Origin of the sequence: Mycobacterium sp. E3251 (assembly GCF_001666835.1) — a bacterium.
In the GTDB taxonomy this organism is placed as follows: domain Bacteria; phylum Actinomycetota; class Actinomycetes; order Mycobacteriales; family Mycobacteriaceae; genus Mycobacterium.
Map to the genome: position 1 here is coordinate 26,469 of NZ_LZJF01000048.1, position 21,439 is coordinate 47,907.

The following is a 21,439-nucleotide window of genomic DNA, read 5'->3' on the forward strand; positions in this document are numbered from 1 at the left end:
AGGACCTTTCTCACACCATTCCGGAGGCGTTGACGGAGGCCTCGTTGGGCCGTGCGTGTGCGACGGCGCGTCGCGCTCGCTCCCGCGCCCAGCGCTGCGCGTCTAGTACCTCATCCACGTTAGCGGGTGAAACCGTCCATTGGTCTGCGGCGTGCAGCACGTCGGCGATGGTTTTCACGATGACGGGGAATCCCACCCTGCCCGCCAGGAACGCCGCCGCGGCTTCTTCGTTGACCGCGTTGTAGACCGCCGTCATGCAACCGCCGGTCTGCCCGGCATACCGGGCCAGTTCCACGGCGGGGAAAACCTCGCCGTCCAGCGGTTCGAAATCCCAGCTAGAGGCGGTGCTGAAGTCGCAGGGCGCGGCCACCCCGGGAACCCGGTCCGGCCAGCCCAGCGCCAAGGAAATCGGCAGCTTCATGTCCGGGGGGCTCGCCTGGGCGATGGTCGAGCCGTCCACGAACGTGACCATCGAATGAACAATCGACTGCGGGTGCACGACGACCTCGATGCGGTCGTACGGGACGCCGAACAGCAGGTGTGTCTCGATGAGTTCGAGGCCCTTGTTGACCAGCGACGCCGAGTTCAGTGTGTTCATCGGGCCCATCGACCAGGTCGGATGGGCGCCGGCCTGTTCCGGGGTGACGCCCTCGAGCTGGGCGGCGGTCCAGCCGCGAAACGGCCCGCCGGAGGCGGTCAGCACCAGCTTGGCGACTTCCTCGGGGGAGCCCCCGCGCAGGCACTGGGCCAGCGCGGAGTGTTCGGAGTCGACGGGCACGATCTGACCCGGCCGCGCCGCCCGCAAGACCAACGGACCGCCGGCGACCAGGGACTCCTTGTTGGCCAGCGCCAGCCGGGCGCCCGACTCCAGGGCGGCCAGCGTCGGGCGCAGGCCCAGCGCCCCCACCAGCGCGTTGAGGACGACGTCGGCTTCGGTGTCCTCGACCAGGCGGGTCACTGCGTCGGGGCCGCGGTAGGGCACGTCGGCGGCCTGCGCCGCGCGTTCGTCGGCGACGGCGATGTTGGTGACGCCGGTCTCGGCACGCTGACGCAGCAGGGTGTCCAAGTTGGCGCCGCCCGCGGCCAGGCCGACCACCTCGAAGCGGTCCGGATGGGCCGCGATCACCTCCAGGGCTTGGGTGCCGATCGAGCCGGTGCTGCCCAGCACCAGCACGCGCAGGCGGCCCTCGGGTGTCGCGATCGTCACTCACTCATTGTGCCCCGCCCGGTGACGACGCGAGGGCTGCGGGACCTCGCCGCGGGTATGCCAGAATCGCTGCAGGACCGACGAAAGGGATTCACCGTGGCCAGTACCGAGGTGGAACACTTCAGCGGCGTCGACACCGTTGAGGTGCCGTCCGCGGCCTGGGGTTGGAGCAGGATCAATCACCGCACCTGGCACATCACCGGCCTGGTCATCATCGTGTTCCTGCTGGCGATGCTGCGCGGCAATCACGTCGGCCACATCGAGAACTGGTTCCTGATCGGGTTCGCCGCCCTGGTGCTCTTCGCGCTGGTCCGCGACCTGTGGGGCCGCCGGCGCGGCTGGATCAGGTAGCCGCTACTTCTTTTCGAAGGCCAGCTGCCCGCAGGCTCCTGGCGATTCGCCCGCGCTCCAGCTACCCGCCCTCGGCGGCCAGCTGTCCGCAGGCGGCACTGATCTCCCGGCCGCGGGTGTCCCGGACCGTGCAGGAAACCCCCTGCGCCCGGACCCGCCGGACGAACTCCCGCTCCACCGCCTTCGGGCTGGCATCCCATTCGCTGCCCGGCGTCGGGTTGAGCGGGATGAGGTTCACGTGCACCAGCGGGCCGAGCGCCCGGTGCAGGCGTTTGCCCAACAGATCCGCCCGCCACGGCTGGTCGTTGACGTCGCGGATCAACGCGTACTCCACCGATACCCGCCGTCCGGTGACGTCGGCGTAGTAGCGGGCGGCGTCCAGCGCCTCGGCGATCTTCCAGCGGTTATTGACCGGCACCAGCGTGTCGCGCAGTTCGTCGTCGGGCGCGTGCAAAGACAGCGCCAGCGTCACCCCGAGCCGTTCGTCGGCGAGTTTGCGGATTGCGGGAGCCAGGCCGACCGTCGAGACCGTCACCGAGCGGGCCGATATGCCGAAGCCGTGCGGGGGCGGCTCGGTGATGCGCCGCACCGCGGCCACGACCCTGGCGTAGTTGGCCAGCGGCTCCCCCATGCCCATGAACACGACGTTGGAGAGCCGATCGCCGAAATCGTCGCGCAGGGCGACGGCGGCGGACCGGACTTGTTCTGTGATCTCCGCGGTCGACAGGTTTCGGGTGAGACCGCCCTGCCCGGTCGCACAGAAGGGGCAGGCCATGCCGCAACCGGCCTGCGACGAGATGCACACGGTGTTGCGCTGTGGGTAGCGCATCAGCACCGACTCGAAGGTCGTCCCATCGGTGCCGCGCCACAACGTCTTTCGGGTCTGCCCGGAGTCGCAGGTGACTTCGGCGGCCGCGGTGAGCAGGTGCGGGAACAAGGCCTCGGCGATCCGGTCCCGCACTGCGGCCGGCAGGTCGGTCATCTCGCGCGGATCGGCGATCAGGCGGCCGTAGTACTGCTGGGCGAGTTGCTTGGCCCGGAACGCCGGCAGACCCAGCTCCGCGACGGCCGCGGCGCGGGCTTCCGCGTCGAGGTCGGCCAGGTGCCGCGGCGGCTTGCTCGGGCGGGGCTCGGTGAAAACCAGTTCTTGGACCATGACCAGTCCAGTATCGGCCCTTCTCAGGGGACGAGCGTCAGCACCGTCCACGCGGCGACCGCCGACGGCAACACGCCGTCGAGCCGGTCCATCAGACCGCCGTGGCCCGGCAGCAACCGGCCCATGTCTTTGATGCCGAGGTCGCGCTTGATCTGAGACTCGACCAGATCGCCGAGCGTGCACGTGAGCACCAGGATCACCCCCAGCAGCGCCCCGATCCAGGGCGGTTTGCCGGCCAGGAACGTCGCCGTCAGGACGGCCGCGGTGATCCCGAAGAAGAGCGAACCGGCGAACCCCTCCCACGACTTCTTCGGGCTGATGGCCGGAACCATCGGGTGCTTGCCGAGCAGCACGCCGACCGCGTAGCCGCCCACGTCGGAGGCGACCACGGTGACCATCAGGCAGAACACCCGGCCCGCGCCGTCCTTCGGGTACACCAGCAGGGCGCCGAAGGACGCGAACAGGGGCACCCAAGCGGCCAGGAACACCGTCGCCGACGCGTCACGCAGGTAGTTGGCCGACGGAGACCCGGCGAACGGCTCGGGCCGCTTGCTGTTGTCCTGCATGAACAGCCGCCAGACGTTGCACACCACCACGGTGCCGCCGAAGCCGGCCAGGGCGCCGGCGGCGTGAAACGGCCACGTCAGCCAGACCGTCACCTGACCGCCGATCAGCAGCGGGATGAGCGGGATGACGTACCCGGCCTCGCGCAGCCGTCGCACCACCTCATGGGTCGCGACCATGATCGCCAGCGCGACGATGGGGACCCAGAAGCGGGGCGCGAAGATCAGCGTCACGATGAGCACGCCGCCGATGCCGGCGCCCACCGCGATGGCGGCGCGCAGGTCGCGTCCCGCGCGGGACGTCTTCTTGGCCGGCTGCGGCATGACCTTCTTGCCCTCATGCCCCGGCTCGTCGGGCGGGCTGGCTGCGCCGGTGGTTGCCACGGACCTGGGTGAACTTAGCTGCTGAGCGGCCGCTAGACCTCCAGCAGCTCGCCTTCTTTGTGCTTGACCAGGTCTTCGATCTGGGTGATGTACTGGTGCGTGGTCTTGTCGAGGTCTTTTTCCGCCCGCCCGACCTCGTCCTCACCGGCCTCGCCGTCCTTGCGGATGCGGTGTAGCTCTTCCATCGCCTTGCGGCGGATGTTGCGCACCGACACCTTGGCGTCTTCCCCTTTGCCCTTGGCCTGTTTGACCAGCTCCCGACGCCGCTCCTCGGTGAGTTGCGGCACCGCCACCCGGATGAGGGTGCCGTCGTTGGTCGGGTTGACGCCCAGATCGGAGTTGCGGATCGCCGTCTCGATCGCGCCGAGCTGACCGGTCTCGTACGGCTTGATCACGACGAGCCGCGCCTCGGGCACGTTGATGCTGGCCAATTGCGTGATCGGGGTGGTGGCGCCGTAGTAGTCGATGACAATCCGGGAGAACATGCCGGGGTTGGCGCGGCCGGTCCGGATGGTTGACAAGTCGTCGCGGGCCACCGCTACGGCCTTCTCCATTTTCTCTTCGGCGTCGAAGAGAGCCTCGTCAATCATCGTTCGCTCTTCCCCTCAGGTGGTGACCAGTGTCCCGATTTTCTCACCGGCGACCGCGCGGGCGATATTCCCATTGGTCAGCAGGTTGAACACCAGGATCGGCATGCCATTGTCCATGCACAGGCTGAACGCCGTGGCGTCGGCCACTCGAAGCCCCCGGTCGATGACCTCGCGATGGCTGATCGCGGCGATCAGCTCGGCGTGCGGATTCTGCCGCGGGTCCGCTGAGAACACCCCGTCGACCGCCTTGGCCATCAAGACCACTTCCGCCCCGATCTCCAGTGCCCGCTGCGCGGCCGTGGTGTCAGTGGAGAAGTAGGGCAACCCCATGCCGGCCCCGAAGATCACCACCCGGCCCTTCTCGAGGTGACGGACGGCGCGCAACGGCAGATACGGCTCGGCGACCTGCCCCATGGTGATCGCCGTTTGGACGCGCGTGACGATGCCTTCCTTTTCCAGGAAGTCTTGCAGCGCCAGGCTGTTCATCACCGTGCCGAGCATGCCCATGTAGTCCGAGCGGGTGCGTTCCATGCCGCGCTGCTGCAATTGCGCGCCGCGGAAGAAGTTGCCGCCACCGATCACGACCGCGACTTGGACACCGTCGCGAACCACCTCGGCGATCTGGCGGGCGACCCGCGCCACGACATCGGGGTCCAGCCCGACCTGGCCACCGCCGAACATCTCGCCGCCAAGCTTGAGCAACACCCTGGAGTACTTGGGCCGCGTCCGCGGCTGCCCGGCAGCTGATCCATTTTCCGGCTTCGGGGCCGCCGCGCCGGCGGCTTGGGGCTCCCTGGACTCCGTCATCAGGCTCCTCGCATGAGAGTGCCATCCCGGGTTAACTCCTCCGGAACGGCATTTCACATCCTGCCTCATCGCAGCACAAGCCGGCCCCGGTGGGGTGCGTTATGCGCAGAGTTGGCGAAGCGGACGACATTTCGCCGCGATCGGCCCAGGTGACGCGCGGGCGGCGCCGCGCGTCGGCGGGTTATCGCCACGGATGTTTGAGCGATGACCGTCGTGGGGAATCCGGACCATCGCGGCGGGAATTCACGGTCTTGAGAAACAAGGACTCACCTCGCCGTATGACCGGACCGATCGCGTCGGCGATCGGTGTTGAGCGCGAATCGCTCAGGTACGCCTACAAGGAGGAACTGATCCATGGCGGACAACAACTCGGGACCTGCTGAAGCCGTCAAGGGCGTCGTCGAGGACGTCAAGGGCAAGGCGAAGGAGGCCGTTGGTGCGGTGACGGGTCAAGACGACCTCACCCGCGAGGGCCAGGCCCAGCAGGACAAGGCGGAGGCACAGCGCGACGCGGCGAAGAAGGAAGCCGAGGCCGAGGCGGCCCGCGGCGGCGCCGAGGCCGCTGAGCAGCGCCAAAAGGCCAATCAGTAGCTCGCTGGGAGGATGGGTCCGGTCTGTGAAAACGGACCGGGCCCATCGACTTTTCTGGGTCAGGCGCTCGCGCCCGGCTAGCCGGGCCGACGCGGCCCGCGGGCGCCACACAATCGGTTGCATAGTTTTGCCGCGAGTGGGTACTCACCGCTGCGCTGGCTGACATCTCGCCAGGAGATGCCGACGGGCCGGGGATAACAGCGGACCCACCTTTTCGGGAGATGTCGTTGGACGTTTTACTGCTCACCGACGCGGACGACTTCGAGCGCGCCCTGCCACCCCTGACTTCGTTCGCGCGAATCATGCGGCGCGCGCCCCTTACGAGTGACGGCCAAGGGCCGGCCGATGTCGGCGACGTCGCCATCGTCGACGCTCGCGGCAACCTCGCGGCGGCGGCGGCGGCCTGCCGGCGCCTGACCGCTGATGCCCCCGCCACCGCGGTGGTGGCGCTCGCGGCGCCGGCCGACGATGTACCGCCAGACGTGGACTGGAACGTCGACGATGTCATGCCCCCGGGAACCGACCCCGACGAGCTGCAGGAGCGGCTGCGGCGGGCGATTGCGTTGCGGCGCAGCGCAATCAACGGCTGTTTGCGGTTCGGCGCCCTGCTCTTACATCCGACCAGTCTCACCGGGTCGCTGGAAGGCAAGGACCTGGGTCTGACGCTGACCGAGTTCAAACTGCTGAGTTTCCTTGTGCAGCACGCCGGTCGGCCATTCACCCGGACCCGCCTGATGCACGAGGCGTGGGGCTATGACAGCAACGGCCGGGTCCGTTCGGTGGACGTCCACGTCCGCCGGCTGCGCGCCAAGCTCGGGCCCCGACATCAATCGATGGTGAACACCGTCCGAGGCGTCGGCTATATGGCCAAGACCCCACCCCAGCCGGAATGGATCGTCAGCGAGCCGACGCTGACACTCGCGCCGACGGACTCCGCCTGGGATCCGGTCGCGCAGTGAGACAGTGAGCCCGAATCGCCCTGTCCGAGAAGGACTTCAGGGATAGGTCAGCCGAAGAGCGGGAAGGCGCGCTTGCGCGCGAGCGCGTCCATGCCGTCCTGGATGGCGTCCTGGATCTCGCTGTACTTGCGGTCGACGTACGCTTCGTCCTCCGCCCGGGCCGGATCGTGGTCAAGCTCCACGGCGGGCATGAACCGGGTTCTGATCTTGGCCGGTAGCGGCAGCTGCGGAAGCGCCGCCGGTGCGATCCCCCACGGCAGCGAGATCGCCAAGGGGAACACTTTGAGCCGCAGCACGCGGTCCAGCCGCAAGGCCTTCGACAGCTTGTCACCCCGGATCAGTACGGGCATGGCGTCGGCACCGCCCACCGTCGCCATCGGCACGACGGGCACGCCGGCCCGAATCGCCATCTTCACGAAGCCCTTTCGGCCCGCCAGGTTGGCCTGGTCGCGCTCGATCCACGGGCGCAGGGAGTCCACTTCCCCACCCGGCCACAGCGCGACGTCGCGCCCTTCGGCCAGCGCGGTGGCGATGGCGTCCGGGGCGGCCGGAAGCACACCCATCGACCGGAAGTACCGGCCGATCACCGGAATCGCCATCAACGCGTCATGGGCCGTGCCGTGCAGTGGACGTTCCTGCCCGAAACGCCGCCACCATTGCAGACCGACCGTCCAGGCATCCCAGACGAAGGGAGCGCCGGAGTGGATCCCCACCAGCAGAACCGGCGGCTCCGGAATGTTTTCCCAGCCATCGATCTCCATGCGAAACCAGTAGTCCACCAGCACATTCCACAGATACTTCTGCCGCTGTAGGGTGGTCTCGTCCTGGCCGCTGAGGTCCCACCTGCCGGCGCGCTCGGCGACCCAGCCGCTCAATCCGCCGCCCTGGCCGCTGCGCCTATCCTCCATCGCCGCCCGCGCCCGCTCGGCGTTCCGTTGCGCCTGTTCGCGTACTTCGGCTGGCCTGTGATCCGGGTTACTCATGGGTACGGTGTACCCGATTCGTTCCCGCATGACGCAACACCCGGCCGCAAAAGCGGAACTCCCCGCGTCGCATGCGACACGGGGAGATACCCGCAAGCCGGATTAGGTGTGGGCCGGGGCCGGCGGTGCACCCGGTGCCGGGCTCGGGCTCGGCGCGCCCGGCGCCGCGCTGCTCGGCACGTTCGACGTCCACATCAGGACGTCTTGCATTCCGTCGTTGTAGACCACGCCGTTGGGCGGCGCGCCCGTCACGTCGAAGTACAGCGTTCCGGTCGACTCGCTACCCTGCGGGATCGGCGCGGGGTTGAGGCCATTGGGGGCCCCCACCTTGTCGATCACCCGGTAGTTCTGGCCGTTGGGCCCACGCGCGATGAAGTCGTTGACCATCGGGGTCACGACCCCGCCGTCCGAGCGGGCGGTGACGTCCGCCTGATAGAGCGTTCCCTTGGGCGTGTAGCCGGGGATCGTGACGTTACTCGGCTGCAGGTTGCTCACCGTGTAATCGGTGACCAGCGGCCCATCGACCAGTTTTTCGCTGGTGCCGAAGCCCTGAATGTTGGGCGGCGGCGAGGCGAAAGCGGGCGCCGCCGCGAAAATGCTCGCCGCAATCCCCCCGGCAGCCGCAGCTGTCTTTATGGCGGTCCTGGTGACCTTCATTGCTCATTCCTTTCGTGTCGAACAATCGCCCCCCGGAAGGGCAATACGCACATAGGCCGCAAATAGCCCCTCGCTGTCCGCTTTAAACATGTGCGCCCGTTTTATTCGCAATTTTCAATCCACTACCTGGCGAAACGTTGTTGTTTTGCCGGACAGCAACTTTCGCAACACTTCTTAACATCCGTATCGCTATTCACGTCGAATGACTCGGACGCCGACGCTGTGGGAGGCCGGATTAGCCCCGGCCGTGGCGGGTAGTCGGAGCGGGAGAATCCGACGATACGAGAGGGGCCGTCGATGGAACGCGGAAGCTCTAAGCACAGCCCGCGCGAGGACGACGAACTCAAGCACGAATTGGACGGCACGCTGCGCGGTAACCGGTCCAGTCGCGCCGAGGAATGGCGCGATCCCGAACCGCCGGCCGACGACGACCCCGACGTCCCCACGGCCCGTCCGGAGACACGCGAACCATAAGTCGGCCTTTCGACCACGAATTGAGGAATCTCATGGGCTTTGCGCCTCAGCAACAAACCGCCCCGGGCGTCCAGGGCCGGATGGACCCGGCGCCCGACTGCGGCGAAAACACTTACCAGGGCTCGGGAAAGCTCACCGGGAAAAGGGCGATCGTCACCGGGGGTGATAGCGGCATCGGCCGCGCGGTCGCTATCGCTTTCGCCCGCGAAGGCGCCGACGTGCTGATCTCCTACCTCAATGAGGACGACGACGCCCGAGGCGTCGCACGCTACGTGGAAGACGCCGGGCGCAAATGCGTGCTGGTATCCGGCGACCTTTCCGACGCTGCCCATTGCCGCGCCGTCGTCGACCGCGCCGTCGAGGAATTCGGCGGCATCGACATCCTCGTCAACAATGCCGCATACCAGATGATGCACAAGAGCCTCGACGAAATCAGCGACGAGGAATGGGATTACACGTTCAGGCTCAATGTCGGCGCTTACTTTTATCTGACCAAGGCGGCCGTGCCGCACATGAACGCGGGGTCGTCGATCATCGGCAGTTCGTCGGTCAACTCCGACACGCCCAATCCGACGCTGGCGCCCTACGCCGCCACCAAAGCCGCGATCGCCAATTTCTCGGCCAGCCTTGCTCAGTTGCTGGGAGAGAAGGGGATTCGGGTGAACAGCGTCGCGCCCGGCCCGATCTGGACGCCGCTGATCCCCTCGACCATGCCCCCGGACAGCGTGGAGTCATTCGGCGACAACACGCCGCTCGGGCGTGCGGGCCAGCCCGCCGAACTCGCACCCATCTACGTGCTGTTGGCCTCCGACGACGCGAGTTACATCTCCGGCGCACGGGTGGCCGTCACCGGGGGCCGGCCAATTCTCTAACGCCACAGGACGTTTGCTCTTGCCGGCGGTTCAGGAGCCCCGGTTTTCGCCCAGCTCGTCGACGATCGGGCTCGGAGCGGGGATGTCTTTTGCGTTTTCGGCCAGCCCGGGCTTGGTGTGGGAGCGACGAGCCGCCGCCTTGTCGGCGTGGCTGACGTCGCGATCGTCGACGATGCTGACCGACGCGGCCACCTGGGCGGCGTTGTTGTAGGTCTCGGGCGCAATGCTCCGCAGGGCGCGGATCGTGTCATCGTCGCAGCCATTGCGGCCGGCGGCGTCAAGCAGGTCCTGCTTGTTCGCCGGAAAGTCCACATCGGTGAAGCACTGACGCAGTTGACTGGGAGTAGTGGACGCAACCATGGCTTTCCGGGTGCCCGGTGGCCATGGCGCTAAACCCGGCCCCCGGGTGACGTCTCGGTCACATCGGTGCGGCCGTGGGGCGCCCGTCTCAGCGACCGCGGACCCGGCGGTTGTGCTTCTTGATCGCGTCGACCAACTCCGACTTGCTCATCGTCGACCGGCCGTGCACGTCGAGCCGCCGGGCCACGTCGAGCAGGTGCTTCTTGCTCGCGTTGGCGTCCACGCCTTCGGCGGTCGGGCCGGAGGCACGCGGTCCGCCGCTCTTGGCGCGCTCGTCGGACGGCCCCTTCTCTTCTTTTGGCTCCCAATGATCGCCGACCTTTTCGAAGCTGTGCTTGAGCGCGGAATACGCGACCCGGTGGGCGCGCTCTTCGCTGCCGTATTCGTCGGCCGCCGCGTCATGCGTTTTGGCGAACGTGCGTTGCGCTTTGGCGTTGGAACGCCGCAAAGTGCTCGGCAGTTCGTCCTTCTTCGGCTTGCCGCCTTTGGTCGTCTTCGGCATGAAAACCTCCTGATGCGCGGTGCGGGTGACATTTCGGTTACCCCATTGACGGGCGGGCAATCACCACGTCGCGCCGCGAAGCCCACGTCCAGCGCCCGAAAATATGTCAATATCATTGACATGGTTCAGGCCGAAGACGCCCCGCTTGGTTACCTGCTGTACCGGGTGGCCAGCCTGCTGCGACCCGAGGTTTCCGCGGTGTTGGGCCCGCTCGGACTGACGCTGCCCGAATTCGTCTGCCTGCGCATGCTTTCCCTGGTTCCGGGGATGTCGAGCGCCGAGCTGTCCCGGCAGGCCGGCGTCACACCGCAGGCGATGAACACGGTGCTGCGCAAGCTGGAAGACATTGGCGCCGTGGCCCGTCCGACGTCGGTGTCCAGCGGCCGCGCGCTGCCCGCCACGCTGACCGGTCAGGGCCGCGCCCTGCTGAAGCGCGCAGAGGGCGCGGTGCGGACCGCCGATGCGCGCATCCTGGCCAAGCTGACCGAAACTCAGCAGCGCGACTTCAAGCGCATGCTCGACAAGCTCGGGTCCGACTGAGCCGCCTACGCGGCTTGGATCCGGGCCCATGGTCGGGCCTCTTCGAGTTCGTAGGCCAGCTCGAGCAGTAGCGCCTCCTGCCCGAGGTTGGTCGAGAACATCATGCCCACCGGCATGCCTTCGTCGGACTGCGCCAACGGAAGTGAGATCGCCGGCTCGCCGGTGACGTTCTGCAGCGGGGTGAACGAGACCCAGTCGATCAGTCGCTCGATGACCTGGTGGTAGTCGGTGGGTGCCAGATAGCCGATGCGGGGCGTCTCGTCGGCGAGCGTCGGGGTCAGCACGACGTCGTAGGTGCCGAAGAATTGTGCGGTCCGCCTACGGATTCGGCGCAGGCGCATGATCGCCAGGGGCAGGCGGTGGATGTTGCGGGTGGTGTGTCGCTCCAGCCCGAGCGTCAGACTGTCCAGCCGGCTGCGGTCGAACGTCTTGCCGAACATGTGCCGCCCGCTGCGCACCTGGGCCAGCGCGAGGAATCCCCAGTAAAGGACGAAATCGTCGACGAAACTGGCCGGCACCGGGGGCTCGTCGAGGTATTCGACGCGGTGCCCGAGCTCCTCGAGAAGACCGGCGGACTTCAGCGTCAGCTCGCGCACCTGGGGGCTGCAGTCGCGTTGCACGGAACGGGTCAGCACGGCGATCCGCAGCCGCTGCCTGCCGGGCCCGATGACGTCCCCGACCGGCGCCAGTTTCGGGTTACGCCAGATGCGTTCGGCCTCCCGGTAGAACGCCGCGGTGTCACGCACCGAACGGGTCACCACACCGTTGGCGACGATGCCCACCGGCATCCGGCGCAGGTGGGCGTCCAGCGGCAGCCGCCCGCGCGACGGCTTCAGCCCGACGAGCCCGTTGCAGGCGGCAGGGATGCGGATGGAGCCGCCGCCGTCGTTGGCGTGGGCGATCGGCACCACGCCTGCGGCAACGAACGCACCCGAGCCCGACGAGGATGCGCCGGCGCTGTAGTCGGTGTTCCACGGGTTGCGGACCGGCCCCAGCCGTGGATGTTCGGCCGACGCGCTGAAACCGAATTCCGACAACTGCGTCTTGCCGACGGGAGCCAGCCCGGTGCCAAGGAACAGCCGGGTGAATTCGCCGTCGGAGGTGGCGTTCCACGGCGTCCACGCGTCGGTGCCGTGCATCGTCGGCTGGCCGGCGATGTCCACGTTGTCCTTGAGGAACGTCGGGACGCCGTCAAAGAAGCCGTTCGCCGCCGGGGCGGTTCGCGCCTGCTGAAAAGCCGCATAGGCCAGGCCGTTGAGGACCGGGTCGACGGCCTCGGTGCGGGCGATGGCGGCCTCGACCACCTCCGCCCTACTGACCCAGCCGGCCTGTAGCGCGTGGGCGAGGCCGACCGCGTCCAGATCACCGAGGGCGTCGTCGCCGAACGCATGCACGTGTCGCATGTAACCGACGCTAGCCCGCGCCCGCGCGGGGCTTAGGCCTGGCCCACCTCGAAGCGCACGAACCGCGTAACCGTCACGCCGGCCTCGTCGAGCAGGGCCTTGACCGTCTTCTTGCTGTCGGACACCGAGGGCTGCTCCAGCAGCACGGAGTCCTTGAAGAAACCGTTCAGCCGGCCTTCGACGATCTTGGGCAGCGCCTGCTCCGGCTTGCCCTCGGCCTTCGCCGTTTCCTCGGCGATGCGGCGCTCGCTGGCCACGACGTCCTCGGGGACGTCGTCGCGGGACAGGAAGCGCGCCTTGAGCGCCGCGATCTGCAGCGCGACGGAGTGCGCGGCCTCGACGTCGGAGCCGCTGTATTCCACCAAGACACCGACGGCGGGCGGCAGGTCCGCGGCCCGCTTGTGCAGGTAGGCCTCGACGGTGCCGTCGAAGTACGCCACACGGCGCAGCTCGAGCTTCTCGCCGATCTTGGCCGACAGGTCGGCGATGGCCTGCTCGACCGTCTTACCGCCCGTGGTGGCAGCCTTGAGCGCCTCGACGTCGGTGGCCTTGGATTCGGCCGCCGCGGCGACGATGTCGTCGGCGAGCTTCTGGAACTCGGCGTTCTTGGCGACGAAGTCGGTCTCGGAGTTCAGCTCGATCAGCGCGCCGCCCTTGGCCGCGACCAGGCCTTCGGCCGTGGCACGCTCGGCGCGCTTGCCTACGTCCTTGGCGCCCTTGATGCGCAACGCCTCGACGGCCTTGTCGAAGTCGCCGTCACTCTCGGCCAGCGCGTTCTTGCAGTCGAGCATCCCGGCGCCGGTGAGCTCCCGCAGCTTCTTGACGTCGGCGGCGGTGAAGTTGGCCAATGCTCAGCCTTCCTTAGGAGGGTTCGGTGGTTGATTCGGTCGCGCCCGCAGCGGCTTCGGTGGGGGCGGCGGTTGCAGCGGCGGAGGCCAGCAGTTCCTGCTCCCACTCGGGCAGCGGCTCGGCGGCTTCGGCCTCGGGCTTGCCGTCGGTGCGGCCGACCCCGGCGCGGGCCTGCAGGCCCTCGGCAACCGCGGAGGCGATCACCTTGGTCAGCAGGGCCGCCGAGCGGATCGCGTCGTCGTTCCCGGGAATCGGGTAGTCGACCTCGTCGGGGTCGCAGTTGGTGTCCAGGATCGCGATGACCGGGATGCCCAGCTTGCGGGCCTCGCCGACGGCGATGTGCTCTTTGTTGGTGTCGACCACCCAGATCGCCGACGGCACCTTGGCCATGTCGCGGATACCGCCCAGGCTGCGCTCCAGCTTGTTCTTCTCCCGGGTCAGCATCAGGATCTCTTTCTTGGTGCGACCCTCGAAGCCGCCGGTCTGCTCCATCGCCTCGAGCTCCTTGAGGCGCTGCAGCCGCTTGTGCACCGTGGAGAAGTTGGTCAGCATGCCGCCCAGCCAGCGCTGGTTCACGTAGGGCATGCCGACGCGGGTCGCCTCGGCCGCGACGGATTCCTGCGCCTGCTTCTTGGTGCCGACGAACATGATGCTGCCGCCGTGGGCGACGGTCTCCTTGACGAACTCGTATGCCTTGTCGATGTAGGTCAGCGTCTGCTGCAGGTCGATGATGTAGATGCCGTTGCGGTCGGTGAAGATGAACCGCTTCATCTTGGGATTCCAACGACGGGTCTGGTGCCCGAAGTGAGTGCCGCTGTCCAGCAGCTGTTTCATGGTTACGACGGCCATGCTCGTGCCTTACTTGTGTCGGTTGTCGCCCGGCATCGGGTGAAGCCGGGCCCTGGCGCCTGCTGCGATGCCGGACCCTGTTAAGGGACCGCCCGGCATGCGGTGCGAACTCCTAATAAAACGGGAGACGCGGGGCGGACGCGCGAAGTCAGCCCGCGAACGAGCTGCGACCAGGAGTTTACACCGACTCAGCTGGTGGTTTTGCACAGCACCGCCCCGGCCTGAGTGGTGCCGGCGCAGGCGGGGCGATGAACTGAGCCGATGCGACGGGTTTTGCCGCTGATGCTGTGCCTGGCGGTGCTCGGCGCGGGGCCGGCGGTTGCGGACGACGCCCGCCTGGATTGGCCGTTGCGCCCGCCGCCGGCTGTCACCCGCGGATTCGACGCCCCGTCACCGGACTGGAAGCCCGGGCATCGGGGCGTGGACCTGGCCGGGGCCGCAGGTCAGCCGGTGTACGCGGCGGGCACCGCCACCGTGGTGTTCGCCGGGCGGCTGGCGGGGCGGCCGGTGGTGTCGCTGGCCCACCCGGGCGGGCTGCGCACCAGCTACGAGCCGGTCCGGGCGGCGGTGCGGGTGGGTCAGCCGGTTACCGCCCAGACCGTGATCGGCTCGTTGGAGGCCGGGCATCCCGGCTGCCGGGCCGCCGCGTGCCTGCACTGGGGCGCGATGTGGGGTCCGGCCTCGGGCGCGCACTATGTCGATCCGCTGGGTTTGGTGAAGTCGACGCCGATCCGGCTCAAGCCGCTGCGGGGTTGAGTGTGCGCCTATGGCGGTCCCGCGCGGCGTGTCGCCGCCCAGGCCGCACACTCAACGCCCTGAGCGCACGCTCACGCCCGCGGATGGGCCTGATCGTGCACCGCCCGCAACCGCGAGACGGCGACATGGGTGTAGAGCTGCGTGGTCGCCAGGCTCGAATGGCCGAGCAGTTCCTGCACGACACGCAGGTCGGCCCCGCCTTCCAGCAGATGCGTGGCCGCGCTGTGCCGCAGGCCGTGCGGCCCCATGTCGGGCGCGCCGTCCACCGCGGACACCGTCTCGTGCACGACGGTGCGGGCCTGGCGCACATCGAGCCGCCGACCACGCGCACCCAGCAGCAGCGCCGGCCCCGACTCGGCGGTCACCAGCGCGGGACGCCCCTCGTCCAGCCAGGCGCGCAGCGCCTCGGCGGCCGGCGTCCCGAACGGCACGGTGCGCTGCTTGTTGCCCTTACCGAGCACCCGGATCAGCCGGTGCCCGGCGTCCACATCGTCGACGTCCAGGCCGCACAATTCGCTCACCCGGATCCCGGTGGCATACAGCATCTCGACGATCAACCGGTCCCGCAATGCCATCGGATCCCCTTGTTGGGCACCGGATTTCGCGGCGGCCATCGCGTCGAGGGCCTGGTCTTGGCGCAGCACCGCCGGCAGGGTGCGGTGCGCCTTGGGCACCTGAAGCCGGGCCGCCGGGTCCGCGGCCAGCAGCCCGCGCCGGACGGCCCACGCGGTGAACGCCTTGACCGCCGAGGTGCGACGGGCCAGCGTGGTGCGGGCGGCACCGGCGGCCCCCGAGGCCGACAACCAGGACCGCAAGAGGGGCAGGTTCAGTCCGTCCAGTCCGGCGCCGCGGTCGTCGAGAAAGGTCAGCAGCGAGCGCACGTCGCCGAGATAGGCTCGACGGGTGTGGGCCGACCGGCCGCATTGCAGCGACAGGTATTCGTCGAACTCCTCGAGGATCGGTTCGCTGTGCGGCACTCCCCCACGCTCGCAGACATGGGCGAGCCGTTGTCAGTCGACGCGCCGAAGCGTGTCCGGGGTGAGATCTTTCAGTGTCGGATAGCCGTCGACGGCCATGATCAGGTCCGCTTCGGCCAGCAGCGAACGCAGCACGTGCACGATGCCGTCGACCCCACCGAGCGCCAGGCCGTACGCGTACGGCCGGCCGACGCCCACCGCGGTCGCGCCCAGCGCCAGCGCTTTGACGATGTCGGCCCCGTTGCGGATGCCCGAATCGAACAGCACCGGCAGGCCGTCGGCCGCCTCGACCACACCCGGCAGGCAGTCCAGCGCGGGCAGGCCGCCGTTGGCCTGGCGGCCGCCGTGCGTCGAGCAGTAGATGCCGTCGACGCCGCCGTCCTTGGCGCGCCGGGCGTCGTCGGGATGGCAGACGCCCTTGATGATGAGCGGTAGCTCGGTCAGCGATCGCAACCACGGAAGGTCGTCCCACGTCAACGGATTGCCGAACGTCGTGATCCACTGCAGCACAGTGGCCTGCGGGTCCTCCTCGGGCGGGCGCGGCAGGCCGGCGCGAAAGACCGGGTCGCTGGTGTAGTTGCTCAGGCACAGGCCCCGCAATTGCGGAAAGTTCGCCGTGCTGAGGTCCCGCGGACGCCATCCGGGAATCCAGGTGTCCAGGGTGACGATGATGCCCCTGTAGCCGGCGGCCTCGGCGCGTTGCACGAGGCTGGCGGCGAGTTCGCGATTCTTCGGCGTGTACAGCTGGAAAAAGCCGGGGGTGTCGCCGAACTGGGCGGCGACGTCTTCCAGCGGATCGGCGGTCAGCGTGGAAACGACCATTGGGACACCGGTGGCCGCGGCGGCGCGCGCGGTGGCCAGGTCGCCGTGGCCGTCTTGGGCGCAGATGCCGATGACGCCGATCGGGGCCATGAACAACGGTGACGGCAGCGTGAGACCGAACACCTCAACCGACAGGTCCCGCTCGGCGGCGCCGACGAACATGCGGGGCATCAGGCCCCAGCGGTCGAACGCCTCGCGATTGGCCCGTTGGGTGCGCTCGTCCCCGGCGCCACCGGTGACGTAGGACCACACCGACGGCGACATCGCCCGCTCGGCCCGGGCCTCCAGCTCCGCGAAGGACATCGGCAGCGCGGGCGCGATCCCGCCCAGACCCTTGAAGTAGATCTCGTTCTGGTAATCGCCGTAATGCGCCATGGGAGTAGAGGATGCCAGCCGGCGGTCAGGCCGACGAATCCGCTAGGAAGCCCCGGCCTCCGCCTCGGCCAATTCCTTCTTCCATTGCCGGAACGTCTCTTCGGTGCGGCCGCGGCGCCAATAACCCGAGATGGACGACGCCCACTTGGCGTCCACGCCGCGCTCCTTGCGGATGTAGGGCCGCAGATTGTGCATCACGCTTTGCGCCTCGCCGTGAATGAAGACGTGCACCTGACCGGGCAGCCACGGCGTGGTGGTGACCGCCTCGATGAGCGGGGCGTGGTCGCCCGCGCGGTCCTCGGGGACCAAATCGGCCCGCCCGCCGCGATAGACCCAATGCACCTCGACGCCTTCCGGCGCGGTCAGCGGAATCTCGTCTTCCTGGCCCGCCACCTCGATGAACGCCTTGCCAACGGCGTTGGGGGGCAGCGCCTCCAGCGCCGCGGCGATGGCCGGAAGCGCCGACTCGTCGCCGGCCAGCAGATGCCAGTCGGCCGCCGGGTCGGGGGTGTAGGCACCACCGGGCCCCATCAGGAAGATGCGCTGGCCGGGCTGGGCCGCCGCGGCCCATTGGCCCGCGACCCCGTGCTCGCCGTGCACGACGATGTTCAGCGTGATCTCGCCGGCCGCCGCATCCACGTGCCGGACGGTCATGGTCCGGACCGACGGCCTCTTCTCGGGGGGCAGGCCGGCGAAGCTGTCCAGGGTCAGCGGCTGGGGCAGGTCCGCGACGTCGACGTCGTCCGCGACGAACGCCAACTTCACATAGGAGTCGGTGAATTTGCTTGGTACGAAGGCGTCGAAGTCCTTGCTCCTCAACACCACGCCGACCATGTGCGGTGTGAGTTCCTTGGTATCGACAACCTCGAAGCGTTGCAGAGGTCGACCCGCCACTTGTCCTCCTGTCCCCGCCCGACCCCCGTCGACTATACGAGCCGCGTCGTCGATGCAGCTTGGCCGCTCGCGGCCCGGAGAAGTCGCCACCGCCCGTCTTGACGCTGCACCAACCCGGCCAGCTCGAGGATCGCCAGCGGCCCCAACACCCGCTCGGGCGCCAGCCCCGACGCGACGGCGAGTTGCTCGACGGTGGCGGCGCCGCGGCCGGGCAGCGCCTCGTACACCCGGCGCTCGTCGTCGCTGAGCCCGTCGAGCGCCGTCGCCGGGCGCGGCTCCTCGGCTGCCAGCTCCCCGATGCGGCCGATCAGCTCGACGACGTGGTCGGCCCGGGTCACCAGCTCGGCGCCGTTGCGCAGCAACGCATGGCACCCGGCCGACGCGGACGACGTCACCGGCCCCGGCACGGCGGCCACCACCCGGCCCAGCGCCCTCGCCCAGGCGGCGGTGTTCGCGGCGCCGCTGCGCAGGCCGGCTTCCACCACCACCGCGGCCCCCGCGGCGGCGGCCACCAGGCGATTGCGGGTCAGGAATCGGTGGCGGGCCGGCCGGACACCGGGCGGGTACTCGGTGAAGAGCAGCCCGTGTTGCCCCACGCGATGCAGCAAAGCCGTGTGGCCGCTCGGATAGGGAATGTCGAGCCCGCCGGCGAGAACGGCCACGGTGATTCCGTCCGCATTCAACACAGCCCGGTGCGCCGCGCCGTCGATGCCGTAGGCGCCGCCGGAGACGACCGCGACCTCACGTTGCGCCAGCCCCGCCGCCAGGTCCTCGGCCACCTGCTCGCCATACGCCGTCGCCGCCCGAGTGCCCACCACGGCGGCCGCGCGGTGCGTCACCTCGTCGAGCCGGATCGGGCCCTGCGCCCACAACACCATCGGCGCCCCGCCGCGAGCTTTCGCCGGGGCATTCCCGAACGCGGCGAACGCCAGCAGCGGCCACTCGTCGTCATCGGGGGTGATCAACCGTCCGCCCCGGCGGGCGAGTAGCTCGAGGTCGGCGGCGGCGCAGTCGATTTCGCGTCGCGCTTCGGTGTGTCGCGCCAGGCCGTCGTCCACCAATCCGCGACGGACCCGGTCGGCGGCCTCGACCGGACCAACACATCGCACGAGGGTGGCGAGCTCGGCGCAGGGCGGCTCGGCCACCCGGGACAGGTACGCCCAGGCGCGCAGCGCGGGATCGTCGACCGCGGTCAGCATCGCCGCGCTCCCGGCTCCAAGAGTTCGCCAAGGATCCGTATAGACCCGTACGCGAATGTGTTGTCGTGGCCCCTCATTCGCCATCTAGCCGGCAAGAAAAGGACCCAACAATGACCATCTGCCTGCCGACCCGGCTCGCCGCGCCCGCCCGTCCCGTGAACCCGTGGGCTATCGCGGCGTTCGCCCTGAGCCTGGTCAGCTGGTGCGGCTTGCCCATTCCGATCCTGAGCGGCGCCCTCGCTTCCGTAGCACTGCGCGACTTGGAACAACGCGGTGAAGGCGGCCGCGCGATGGCGCAGTTCGCCAGGGCGTTCGCCATCCTGGTGACCGTCGCGATCGTGGTTCGGGGCGGGCACAACGACTTGCTGACGAGGGCGTACTGGTGACCCGGGTCCGGTGCTCATCGCTGGGCACCCGGTTGGCGGAAGCTGAGCGCGGCCGCGACCTCCGCGGGCCCGGGCGATACGCCGCCGGCCAGGTCGGTCAGGCTCCACGCGACCCGCAGGGTGCGGTCCAGCCCCCGGATGCTGAGCAGCCCCCGGTCGAGGGCTTGCTGTAGCGGCGACATCGCGGCGTTGCCGGGCCGGAACTTGCGGCGCAACAGGACCCCGCTGACCTCGGCGTTGGTGCGGAATCCGTGCGGCAGCCACCGCTCGGCCGCGGCCGCGCGGGCCTGCGCCACCCGTTGGCGAACCTGTGCCGTCGATTCGGCTTCGGCGCCCGAGAAGGCACCCGCGCGCACCGAATGCATTTCCACCCGCAGGTCCACCCGGTCGAGCAGGGGCCCGGACAGCTTGCCCAGGTAGCGACGCTTGACCGCCGCCGCGCAAATGCAGTCCTGCGGATCGGCGGGCGCGCACGGGCACAGGTTGGCGGCCAACACCAGCTGGAACCGGGCCGGGTAACAGGCCACCCCATCGCGTCGAGCGAGCCGAATCTCCCCGTCCTCCAAGGGGGTTCGCAATGCCTCCAGTGCCCTGACGCTGATTTCGGCGCATTCGTCGAGGAAGAGCACCCCGCGGTGCGCGCGGCTGACCGCCCCCGGGCGAGCCATGCCCGAACCGCCGCCGACGAGCGCCGCCACGCTGGAGCTGTGGTGTGGCGCCACGAACGGCGGCGTGGTGATCAGCGGCGTGTCCCCCGAGAGCAGCCCGGCCACGGAATGGATCGCGGTGACTTCCAGCGACTCGCTCTCCGACAGCGGCGGCAACAGGCCCGGAAGCCGTTGCGCCAGCATCGTTTTGCCGACGCCCGGCGGCCCGGTGAGCATGAGGTGATGTGACCCGGCCGCGGCGACCTCCACCGCGAAGCGCGCCTGGGTCTGCCCCACCACATCGGAGAGATCCGCCGAGGCCTCGGGTGCGGTGGCCGTCGCGGTGATCCTGTGGTCCAGGGCGGCGGACCCGCTGAGCCACTTCTGCAGCTGCCCCAACGTGCGCACGCCCCAGACGTCGATCCCGTCGACCAGGCTGGCCTCGGCCAGGTTGTCCACCGGGACCACGACGGTCGGCCAGCCGTCGCGTTTGGCGGCCAGCACCGCCGGCAGTACGCCGCGCACCGGACGGACCCGGCCGTCCAGCGACAGCTCACCCAGCAGCACCGTCTTCTCCAGGCGGTCCCACGGGTTCTTCCGTTGCGCCGACAGGACGGCCGCGGCCAGGGCGATGTCGTAGACGGAGCCCATCTTGGGCAGCGTCGCCGGGGACAGCGCGAGCGTGAGCCGCGCCATCGGCCAGCTGTTGCCGGTGTTGGCGACCGCCGCCCTGACCCGGTCACGGGACTCCTGCAGGGCGGCGTCGGGCAGACCGACCAGATGCACGCCCGGCAGTCCGGAGGTGATGTCGGCTTCGATCTCCACGATTTGGCCGTCCACCCCGCGGACGGCGACCGAGAACGCGCGACCCAGCGCCATCAGCCGATCCCTTGCAGGTGAGTGATTTCGGGTGTGCGCCGGCGCCCGATCCGCACCCGGATCACGTCGATCCGCAGCGCCGCCCAGCCCTTGTCCTGGCCGGCCAGCCACAGGCCGGCGAGTCGGCGCAGCCGGCGAACCTTGCGCTCGGTGACCGCGTATGCCAGCCCGCCGTAGCCGTCCCCGGTACGGGCCTTCACCTCGACGAACACCACCGTGCGGGTGGCCTCGTCGCAGGCGATCACGTCGAGTTCGCCGTAGCGGCAGCGCCAATTACGTTGCAGGATACGCAATCCCATCCTCGTCAGGTGGTCCACGGCGAGCGCCTCACCCAGCGCCCCGAGTTGGACCCGAGTCAAAGTCGTTTCGGTCGTCATGGGAGCCAATGTGTCCGACGACCCTGACGC

The 21,439-nt window shown here is 69.0% G+C and carries 25 protein-coding genes and 1 pseudogene; 8 read left to right on the forward strand and 18 right to left on the reverse strand.

The features are described 5' to 3' along the window. Positions 1-10: 10 nt before the first annotated feature. Entirely contained in the window at positions 11-1,207 is a 1,197-nt protein-coding gene (gene dxr / locus A5697_RS06170; protein WP_068008860.1) for a 1-deoxy-D-xylulose-5-phosphate reductoisomerase, read from the reverse strand. 96 nt (positions 1,208-1,303) lie between these two features. Here dxr and A5697_RS06175 point away from each other — a divergent pair, with 96 nt between their 5' ends. Next, positions 1,304-1,558, forward strand: a complete 255-nt coding sequence (locus A5697_RS06175) for a DUF2631 domain-containing protein (protein WP_067943185.1) — start codon at positions 1,304-1,306, stop codon at positions 1,556-1,558. 61 nt (positions 1,559-1,619) lie between these two features. Here the strand turns inward: A5697_RS06175 and rlmN are convergent, their stop codons facing one another. From rlmN to pyrH, 4 genes are all read right to left on the reverse strand, one after another. Then, on the reverse strand, positions 1,620-2,714 hold the full coding sequence (gene rlmN / locus A5697_RS06180; RefSeq protein ID WP_068008861.1) for a 23S rRNA (adenine(2503)-C(2))-methyltransferase RlmN: 1,095 nt from the start codon (positions 2,712-2,714) through the stop codon (positions 1,620-1,622). A gap of 23 nt (positions 2,715-2,737) precedes the next feature. Continuing rightward, complete coding sequence (locus tag A5697_RS06185; protein ID WP_068008919.1) at positions 2,738-3,601, reverse strand: phosphatidate cytidylyltransferase; 864 nt, start codon at positions 3,599-3,601, stop codon at positions 2,738-2,740. Between the two features lie 92 nt (positions 3,602-3,693). Continuing rightward, the gene (gene frr, locus A5697_RS06190; protein WP_046186785.1) at positions 3,694-4,251 is read right to left on the reverse strand and encodes a ribosome recycling factor; all 558 of its coding nucleotides are present in this window, start codon (positions 4,249-4,251) and stop codon (positions 3,694-3,696) included. A 15-nt stretch (positions 4,252-4,266) separates the two neighbouring features. Further along, positions 4,267-5,058 (reverse strand): UMP kinase, encoded by a 792-nt coding sequence (gene pyrH, locus A5697_RS06195; RefSeq protein WP_067944835.1) that lies wholly within the window; start codon positions 5,056-5,058, stop codon positions 4,267-4,269. A 354-nt stretch (positions 5,059-5,412) separates the two neighbouring features. Between pyrH and A5697_RS06200 the strand changes: the two genes are divergently transcribed. Then, complete coding sequence (locus A5697_RS06200; RefSeq protein ID WP_067212426.1) at positions 5,413-5,649, forward strand: CsbD family protein; 237 nt, start codon at positions 5,413-5,415, stop codon at positions 5,647-5,649. Positions 5,650-5,870: 221 nt separating this feature from the next. Continuing rightward, on the forward strand, positions 5,871-6,608 hold the full coding sequence (locus A5697_RS06205; RefSeq protein WP_067944834.1) for a response regulator transcription factor: 738 nt from the start codon (positions 5,871-5,873) through the stop codon (positions 6,606-6,608). Positions 6,609-6,655: 47 nt separating this feature from the next. Here the strand turns inward: A5697_RS06205 and A5697_RS06210 are convergent, their stop codons facing one another. Both A5697_RS06210 and A5697_RS06215 read right to left on the reverse strand, forming a co-directional pair. After that, positions 6,656-7,621 (reverse strand): lysophospholipid acyltransferase family protein, encoded by a 966-nt coding sequence (locus tag A5697_RS06210; RefSeq protein ID WP_068008864.1) that lies wholly within the window; start codon positions 7,619-7,621, stop codon positions 6,656-6,658. Between the two features lie 72 nt (positions 7,622-7,693). Continuing rightward, positions 7,694-8,248, reverse strand: a complete 555-nt coding sequence (locus A5697_RS06215; protein WP_067944832.1) for an MPT63 family protein — start codon at positions 8,246-8,248, stop codon at positions 7,694-7,696. 297 nt (positions 8,249-8,545) lie between these two features. Here A5697_RS06215 and A5697_RS28000 point away from each other — a divergent pair, with 297 nt between their 5' ends. Both A5697_RS28000 and A5697_RS06220 read left to right on the forward strand, forming a co-directional pair. After that, positions 8,546-8,722: a hypothetical protein gene (locus A5697_RS28000; RefSeq protein WP_197500934.1), complete on the forward strand. Its 177-nt coding sequence runs from the start codon at positions 8,546-8,548 to the stop codon at positions 8,720-8,722. Positions 8,723-8,754: 32 nt separating this feature from the next. Further along, positions 8,755-9,594, forward strand: a complete 840-nt coding sequence (locus A5697_RS06220) for a glucose 1-dehydrogenase (protein ID WP_068008866.1) — start codon at positions 8,755-8,757, stop codon at positions 9,592-9,594. 30 nt (positions 9,595-9,624) lie between these two features. Here the strand turns inward: A5697_RS06220 and A5697_RS06225 are convergent, their stop codons facing one another. Both A5697_RS06225 and A5697_RS06230 read right to left on the reverse strand, forming a co-directional pair. After that, complete coding sequence (locus A5697_RS06225; protein ID WP_068008869.1) at positions 9,625-9,954, reverse strand: DUF2795 domain-containing protein; 330 nt, start codon at positions 9,952-9,954, stop codon at positions 9,625-9,627. 88 nt (positions 9,955-10,042) lie between these two features. Next, positions 10,043-10,456 (reverse strand): ChaB family protein, encoded by a 414-nt coding sequence (locus tag A5697_RS06230; protein WP_067944829.1) that lies wholly within the window; start codon positions 10,454-10,456, stop codon positions 10,043-10,045. Between the two features lie 120 nt (positions 10,457-10,576). Here A5697_RS06230 and A5697_RS06235 point away from each other — a divergent pair, with 120 nt between their 5' ends. After that, positions 10,577-10,996 (forward strand): MarR family winged helix-turn-helix transcriptional regulator, encoded by a 420-nt coding sequence (locus tag A5697_RS06235; protein WP_066952628.1) that lies wholly within the window; start codon positions 10,577-10,579, stop codon positions 10,994-10,996. Positions 10,997-11,001: 5 nt separating this feature from the next. Here A5697_RS06235 and A5697_RS06240 read toward each other — a convergent pair whose 3' ends face one another. Genes A5697_RS06240 through rpsB form a run of 3 tightly spaced genes read right to left on the reverse strand, consistent with a single transcriptional unit; the run spans position 11,002 to position 14,097 of the window. After that, positions 11,002-12,399 (reverse strand): amidase, encoded by a 1,398-nt coding sequence (locus tag A5697_RS06240; RefSeq protein ID WP_067944828.1) that lies wholly within the window; start codon positions 12,397-12,399, stop codon positions 11,002-11,004. Positions 12,400-12,431: 32 nt separating this feature from the next. Further along, the gene (gene tsf, locus A5697_RS06245; protein WP_067944827.1) at positions 12,432-13,247 is read right to left on the reverse strand and encodes a translation elongation factor Ts; all 816 of its coding nucleotides are present in this window, start codon (positions 13,245-13,247) and stop codon (positions 12,432-12,434) included. Between the two features lie 13 nt (positions 13,248-13,260). Continuing rightward, on the reverse strand, positions 13,261-14,097 hold the full coding sequence (gene rpsB / locus A5697_RS06250) for a 30S ribosomal protein S2 (protein ID WP_067944826.1): 837 nt from the start codon (positions 14,095-14,097) through the stop codon (positions 13,261-13,263). A gap of 261 nt (positions 14,098-14,358) precedes the next feature. On the opposite strand from rpsB, the pseudogene A5697_RS06255 reads away from it, so the two are divergent. Beyond that, positions 14,359-14,844, forward strand: a pseudogene (locus tag A5697_RS06255) (M23 family metallopeptidase); the annotation flags it as partial. An 80-nt stretch (positions 14,845-14,924) separates the two neighbouring features. Here A5697_RS06255 and A5697_RS06260 read toward each other — a convergent pair. The 4 genes from A5697_RS06260 to dprA are packed head-to-tail and all read right to left on the reverse strand — an operon-like array spanning position 14,925 to position 19,120. Further along, entirely contained in the window at positions 14,925-15,830 is a 906-nt protein-coding gene (locus A5697_RS06260; protein ID WP_067944824.1) for a tyrosine recombinase XerC, read from the reverse strand. A 33-nt stretch (positions 15,831-15,863) separates the two neighbouring features. Next, positions 15,864-17,027, reverse strand: coding sequence for a lactate 2-monooxygenase (locus tag A5697_RS06265; protein ID WP_068008874.1), 1,164 nt, complete (start codon positions 17,025-17,027; stop codon positions 15,864-15,866). Positions 17,028-17,069: 42 nt separating this feature from the next. Beyond that, positions 17,070-17,921 carry a siderophore-interacting protein gene (locus A5697_RS06270; RefSeq protein WP_067944822.1) on the reverse strand — a complete coding sequence of 284 codons (852 nt, stop codon included), beginning with the start codon at positions 17,919-17,921 and terminating at the stop codon, positions 17,070-17,072. A gap of 32 nt (positions 17,922-17,953) precedes the next feature. Continuing rightward, positions 17,954-19,120 (reverse strand): DNA-processing protein DprA, encoded by a 1,167-nt coding sequence (gene dprA / locus A5697_RS06275; protein ID WP_068008876.1) that lies wholly within the window; start codon positions 19,118-19,120, stop codon positions 17,954-17,956. A 110-nt stretch (positions 19,121-19,230) separates the two neighbouring features. Here dprA and A5697_RS06280 point away from each other — a divergent pair, with 110 nt between their 5' ends. Then, positions 19,231-19,506 (forward strand): DUF4190 domain-containing protein, encoded by a 276-nt coding sequence (locus A5697_RS06280; protein ID WP_068008878.1) that lies wholly within the window; start codon positions 19,231-19,233, stop codon positions 19,504-19,506. A gap of 14 nt (positions 19,507-19,520) precedes the next feature. Here A5697_RS06280 and A5697_RS06285 read toward each other — a convergent pair whose 3' ends face one another. Continuing rightward, complete coding sequence (locus tag A5697_RS06285) at positions 19,521-21,032, reverse strand: YifB family Mg chelatase-like AAA ATPase (RefSeq protein WP_068008881.1); 1,512 nt, start codon at positions 21,030-21,032, stop codon at positions 19,521-19,523. Continuing rightward, positions 21,032-21,409 carry a YraN family protein gene (locus A5697_RS06290; protein WP_067944818.1) on the reverse strand — a complete coding sequence of 126 codons (378 nt, stop codon included), beginning with the start codon at positions 21,407-21,409 and terminating at the stop codon, positions 21,032-21,034. The genes A5697_RS06285 and A5697_RS06290 overlap by 1 nt, the downstream gene beginning before the upstream one ends. Positions 21,410-21,439: the final 30 nt, after the last annotated feature.

What these genes read in the sequence shown, in the direction of transcription:
- rlmN (WP_068008861.1), bottom strand. Translation starts at nt 2,714, where the DNA reads ATGGTCCAAGAACTGGTTTTCACCGAGCCCCGCCCGAGCAAGCCGCCG.
- A5697_RS06185 (WP_068008919.1), bottom strand. Translation starts at nt 3,601, where the DNA reads ATGCCGCAGCCGGCCAAGAAGACGTCCCGCGCGGGACGCGACCTGCGC.
- frr (WP_046186785.1), bottom strand. Translation starts at nt 4,251, where the DNA reads ATGATTGACGAGGCTCTCTTCGACGCCGAAGAGAAAATGGAGAAGGCC.
- pyrH (WP_067944835.1), bottom strand. Translation starts at nt 5,058, where the DNA reads ATGACGGAGTCCAGGGAGCCCCAAGCCGCCGGCGCGGCGGCCCCGAAG.
- A5697_RS06200 (WP_067212426.1), top strand. Translation starts at nt 5,413, where the DNA reads ATGGCGGACAACAACTCGGGACCTGCTGAAGCCGTCAAGGGCGTCGTC.
- A5697_RS06205 (WP_067944834.1), top strand. Translation starts at nt 5,871, where the DNA reads ATGTCGTTGGACGTTTTACTGCTCACCGACGCGGACGACTTCGAGCGC.
- A5697_RS06210 (WP_068008864.1), bottom strand. Translation starts at nt 7,621, where the DNA reads ATGCGGGAACGAATCGGGTACACCGTACCCATGAGTAACCCGGATCAC.
- A5697_RS06215 (WP_067944832.1), bottom strand. Translation starts at nt 8,248, where the DNA reads ATGAAGGTCACCAGGACCGCCATAAAGACAGCTGCGGCTGCCGGGGGG.
- A5697_RS28000 (WP_197500934.1), top strand. Translation starts at nt 8,546, where the DNA reads ATGGAACGCGGAAGCTCTAAGCACAGCCCGCGCGAGGACGACGAACTC.
- A5697_RS06220 (WP_068008866.1), top strand. Translation starts at nt 8,755, where the DNA reads ATGGGCTTTGCGCCTCAGCAACAAACCGCCCCGGGCGTCCAGGGCCGG.
- A5697_RS06225 (WP_068008869.1), bottom strand. Translation starts at nt 9,954, where the DNA reads ATGGTTGCGTCCACTACTCCCAGTCAACTGCGTCAGTGCTTCACCGAT.
- A5697_RS06230 (WP_067944829.1), bottom strand. Translation starts at nt 10,456, where the DNA reads ATGCCGAAGACGACCAAAGGCGGCAAGCCGAAGAAGGACGAACTGCCG.
- A5697_RS06235 (WP_066952628.1), top strand. Translation starts at nt 10,577, where the DNA reads ATGGTTCAGGCCGAAGACGCCCCGCTTGGTTACCTGCTGTACCGGGTG.
- A5697_RS06240 (WP_067944828.1), bottom strand. Translation starts at nt 12,399, where the DNA reads ATGCGACACGTGCATGCGTTCGGCGACGACGCCCTCGGTGATCTGGAC.
- rpsB (WP_067944826.1), bottom strand. Translation starts at nt 14,097, where the DNA reads ATGGCCGTCGTAACCATGAAACAGCTGCTGGACAGCGGCACTCACTTC.
- A5697_RS06265 (WP_068008874.1), bottom strand. Translation starts at nt 17,027, where the DNA reads ATGGCGCATTACGGCGATTACCAGAACGAGATCTACTTCAAGGGTCTG.
- dprA (WP_068008876.1), bottom strand. Translation starts at nt 19,120, where the DNA reads ATGCTGACCGCGGTCGACGATCCCGCGCTGCGCGCCTGGGCGTACCTG.
- A5697_RS06280 (WP_068008878.1), top strand. Translation starts at nt 19,231, where the DNA reads ATGACCATCTGCCTGCCGACCCGGCTCGCCGCGCCCGCCCGTCCCGTG.
- A5697_RS06285 (WP_068008881.1), bottom strand. Translation starts at nt 21,032, where the DNA reads ATGGCGCTGGGTCGCGCGTTCTCGGTCGCCGTCCGCGGGGTGGACGGC.
- A5697_RS06290 (WP_067944818.1), bottom strand. Translation starts at nt 21,409, where the DNA reads ATGACGACCGAAACGACTTTGACTCGGGTCCAACTCGGGGCGCTGGGT.